This is a genomic window from Patescibacteria group bacterium, from assembly GCA_041667185.1.
Taxonomy (GTDB): Bacteria; Patescibacteriota; Patescibacteriia; order SG8-24; family SG8-24; genus JBAYFM01.
This window is the reverse complement of record JBAYFM010000026.1, coordinates 1-4,216: the sequence shown is the minus strand read 5'-3', so window position 1 is coordinate 4,216 and position 4,216 is coordinate 1. Positions and strand designations below refer to the sequence as shown.

The 4,216-nt window shown below is 59.3% G+C and carries 2 protein-coding genes and 1 tRNA gene; 1 reads left to right on the top strand and 2 read right to left on the bottom strand.

What is annotated here, in order from left to right; genetic code table 11:
- Window positions 1-79 precede the first annotated feature (79 nt).
- Window positions 80-2,959: a transglycosylase domain-containing protein gene (locus WCT10_06065; protein ID MFA6604362.1), complete on the bottom strand. Its 2,880-nt coding sequence runs from the start codon at window positions 2,957-2,959 to the stop codon at window positions 80-82.
- Window positions 2,960-3,016: 57 nt separating this feature from the next.
- Window positions 3,017-3,916: an ROK family protein gene (locus tag WCT10_06060; protein MFA6604361.1), complete on the bottom strand. Its 900-nt coding sequence runs from the start codon at window positions 3,914-3,916 to the stop codon at window positions 3,017-3,019.
- Window positions 3,917-4,039: 123 nt separating this feature from the next.
- Here WCT10_06060 and WCT10_06055 point away from each other — a divergent pair.
- A tRNA-Cys gene (locus WCT10_06055) sits at window positions 4,040-4,114 on the top strand.
- Window positions 4,115-4,216: the final 102 nt, after the last annotated feature.

The following is a 4,216-nucleotide window of genomic DNA, read 5'->3' as shown; positions in this document are numbered from 1 at the left end:
CTGACTCCGTCTCTCCCTGACTCCGTCTCTCCCTGACTCCGTCTCTCCCTGACTCCGTCTCTCCAGCACTCCCCCACTCTCATCGTACATAAACATTAAGTTCCTGCGTCCGCACGTCGCCGCTCGTGAGTGTGGCTGTGAGACGCAGCGTGTATCGTCCCTGCGAGCGCGGCAGATACCAGGTCATGGACAAGGTCGGCAACGCCGGATTTCCGATCGTGCCGATGATTTCCGCGTCCGGCGATCCTTCTGGCGTCGCAGTCAGTTCGATTTGTTTGATGCTCTGGCGATCGTCGATATTGAAACTGATGTTGTAAGGAAATTGGCTGCCCAGGTAGAGCGTCTGATTCTGTCCCGGTGTGAGCCATTGGATCTGTAGCGGGCCGGGATCAGCGGTCAGATTGATGGTCGTTTGGGTCGAGGAATTGTTGCCGACGTCGTCGAAGGCGCGGGCGGTCAGTATATGGAAGCCTTTGGTGAACCGATTCGGGATGTTGATGAAGCCGACCCAGGGTTCGCGCACGATCGTCCCGATGAATTCGCCATCCAGGGAATATTCCACTTTCATCACACCGCGCCGGGCCCAGGTTTCAACGGCCACGTTCATATCCCGCGTCGTAATTTGTTCGTTGTCGGCCGGTCGAGTGATCCGTACTGTCGGCAGATTTTCCGGGAGATGGACGTTATCGTATTCCGTCGGCGGCGGTTCGATCACGAAATTCTGTTTCGCCGCCCAGGCAGCGACCCCGTCTTCCCAGGGCTGGAATTGCGGATCGCTCGCCGGATCGGCCGGAGCCGGCCCGCGCGGGTCGTTCTTGTCGACGAAGAAGAGGATCTCGTGCGGCACGCCGAAACCGCGTTCCTCGACGAGTTCCGGCGGCGTGTTCGGCGTCGCCAGTTTGCCGGTGATCTTGTCGATCTTCACCAGGACTTGCGCATTCTTTGATCCGTCGAGCACCGGCTTGCCGGTCACGACCGGCTGCGGGGCGGTGAAATTTTCCACCGGACTGTTCTTCAGTGATTCGCGCATGAACTGGTTCCAGATCGGCGCCGCCACGCGGCTGCCGTCAGCGCGCGCTTTCATGGTCGTCTCGCCGTCCGAGTTGCCGACCCAGACGCCGGTGACGAGCGATGGGGTGTAACCGATGGTCCAAGCGTCCTTGAAATCGTTCGAAGTTCCGGTCTTGGCCGCGACCGGCCGGTCCGGCAGCGTCAAGAAATTATTCTCGCCGAAGATGTAGGCGCGCAACGAATTATTCGCCAGGACGGCGTTGATCTGCCGGGCCGTCTCGACCTCGAGCACGCGCTTCTCCGGGACCGGATCGGTCTGATCGAGCAGCACCTTGCCGTTGCCGTCCTCGACCTTCAGGATGCCTTTGAGCGGCCTGTAGAAGCCTTCGCGCGGCAGGATGGTGAATGCGGCGATGTGTTCCAGCGGTTTTACGTCGCCGCCGCCGAGCACCAGCGACAGTCCGAGCGAACTGCGATTCTGGAAGGTCGAGTAGCCGATCTTCTGGGTCGCGAAATCCAGGAAGTCGTTCAGGCCGGCGAGATAGAGTGTTTTGACCGCCGGGATGTTGAGCGAACCAGCCAGTGCTTCTTTCATGGTCACCGGGCCGCGTTCCAGACCGTCGTAGTTGGAAGGTTTGTATTCCTTGGGTGAGGTGGCGAAGATCGTTGATACGTCATAGAGCACAGTGTCGGGTGTGAAGCCTTTCTCGAACGCCAGGGCGTAGACGAGCGGTTTGATGGACGAGCCCGGCTGGCGTTTGCCGAGCAGATTGTTGAACATGCCGTTCGCGGTCTCATCGAAATAATCCGGCGAGCCGACCATAGCTTCGATATCGCCGGTCTTCGGATCGTAGGCCAGCAAGGACGAGGTCGAGCCGCCGTAGCGCTTGATGTTCTCCAGATTGTCGGTCACGGCTTTTTCGGCGATCTCCTGTTTCTCGTAGTCGAGGGTCGTGATCACTTTGAGTCCGCCGCGTTCGACGGCCTGCTCGCCGAACTCGTCGGCCAGCTGTTCTTTGATATAGAAGACGAAATGCGGCGCCTTGATCGGTTCGCGTTTCGGCTGGATGCGGTCGATGACGTTGTCTTTGATGGCCGCCTCGGCTTCTTCCGCCGAGATCATCCCCTGCTCTTTCATCAGATTGACGATGTAGTGCGCGCGGGTGACGAGCTCGTCGCGATGCGAACCGAACGGCGAATAGTAGGTCGGCGCTTTCGGGATGCTGGCGAGGAGCGCGGCTTCGGAGATCGTCAGATCCTTGGCCGATTTGCCGAGGAAGGTTTGCGCCGCTGACTCGATGCCGTAGACGACCGAACCGTAGGGAATCTCGTTGAGATAAAGTTTCAGGATCTGATCCTTGGTGAAGCGGCGCTCCATCTCGAGCGACAGGATCAGTTCTTTGAGTTTGCGGGTGTAGGTCTTCTCCGTGGTCAGCACGGAATTCTTGACGAACTGCTGGGTGATGGTCGAGCCGCCCTGGCCGCGCCCGCCGGAGAGGATGTTCTTGATGAAAGCGCGCAGGTAGCCGCGCAGGCTGAAGCCGCGGTGCGTGTAGAAATCCTTGTCTTCGGCGGCGATGGTCGCGTTCTTGGCGTACGGCGAAATGTCGGCCAGGTCGACGATCGTCCGTTTCTGGTCACCATGAATCTCGTAAAGCAGGACTTCGCCGGTGCGGTCGTAGATCTTGGTGGTCTGGGCGAGCGAGCGGGCCGACAGGTTGTTCGGATCCGGCAGATCGCGCGAGAACCAGGCGAAGAGCCCGATGAAAGCCAGGCTGCCGGCCAAAAAAGCGGCCAGACAAATGATGGCGGCGTAACCCAGGATCCGTTTCCATTTTCCCGGTCGGCGTCCCGGAGCGCCCCGAAAAATGCCGCCAAGTTTGCGTTGGCGCCAGTCTCCGCGGCTGATGTTCTGCTGGATGATGTGGCGGATCTGTTGTGAACTCATGTCTGTGGGGTGTTGGTTTGACGTTTCGGTCAAAGTTTTGCTTGGTTGAGAGTAAAATCAGGGCTGCTTCTGGAGCAGGGCGGCGCCGATGACGTTGGCGTCATCGCCGAGTCTGGCGGGCACGATCGGTGTGCTGCGCAGGATCGGGAAAGTCACGCTCTTTTTGAAAGTTCGGATCAGGTTCGGCCAGAGCGAGCGTACGCGGCTGACGCCGCCGCCGATCACGACGATGTCCGGGTTCAGGGCCTGGACGATGCTCGCGACGCCGATTCCGAGCCGTTCCGAAGCCTCGGTCAGGGTCTGAGCGGCGACATGATCGCCTTTTTTGGCTAATTTCTCGATATCTGTGGCCAGCAGCCATTTGCTGGTCCGCTTCTTGAACAGATTCATGATCGCCGGTCCGGCGGCCAGGGCTTCGAAGTGGCCGACGCGGCCGCAGCTGCAGCTCGCCTTGGAGCTGAGATCAACGATCGTGTGGCCGAGTTCGCCGGCGGCGTTGTCGCGGCCGCGATAGACCCGGCCCGCGAGGACAATGCCGCCGCCGATGCCGGTGCCGATGGTCAGACCGATCACGTTAAGGCGGCTTTTAGCAGCGCCGAAAAGGGTCTCGCCCAGTGTAAAGCAACGCACGTCATTGTCAACCCTGGCCGGGACGCCGAATTTGGCTTTGATCAGGCGCGCCAAGGGTATCTGGCGGAACGAGCGCGGAAAGTTCGGACCCTCGACGAAGACGCCTTTCTCGTGGTTGACGAGGCCGGCGATGCCGATGCCGATGAAACCGACTTTGGGCGTCCAGACTTCTTTGATGGCGCGGGCGATATTGCTCAAAATGACCTCCCGGCCGCGCTTGGCTTCCGTCGGCACGCGGAAACGTTTGATCACGCGGTGACCCAGGATGAGCGCCGCCTGGATCTTCGTGCCGCCGATATCGACGCCGATAGCGTATTTTTTGGCCATATAATGATAGAAATTCGTTTAAATTATAGCAGAAGACGCGGATTCCGGTCAGGGCGTTTGATCAAGGGTTGCGCAGTTTCGGCGTAAATGATAAAAATAGGAGCGTCTTTGGGATATTTACGCGGCCCGGTAGCCAAGTAGTAAGGCAGGAGTCTGCAAAACTCCTATGCGTGGGTGCAACTCCCGCCCGGGCCTCCACCGAGCTCAGCTCGGTCATAGAATAATGCGGGCAAAGCTCAGCTTTGCTTTCATTAATAAGATGACCGGGCGAAAAGAGCGAGGTGAGGCCAGCTGAGCTGG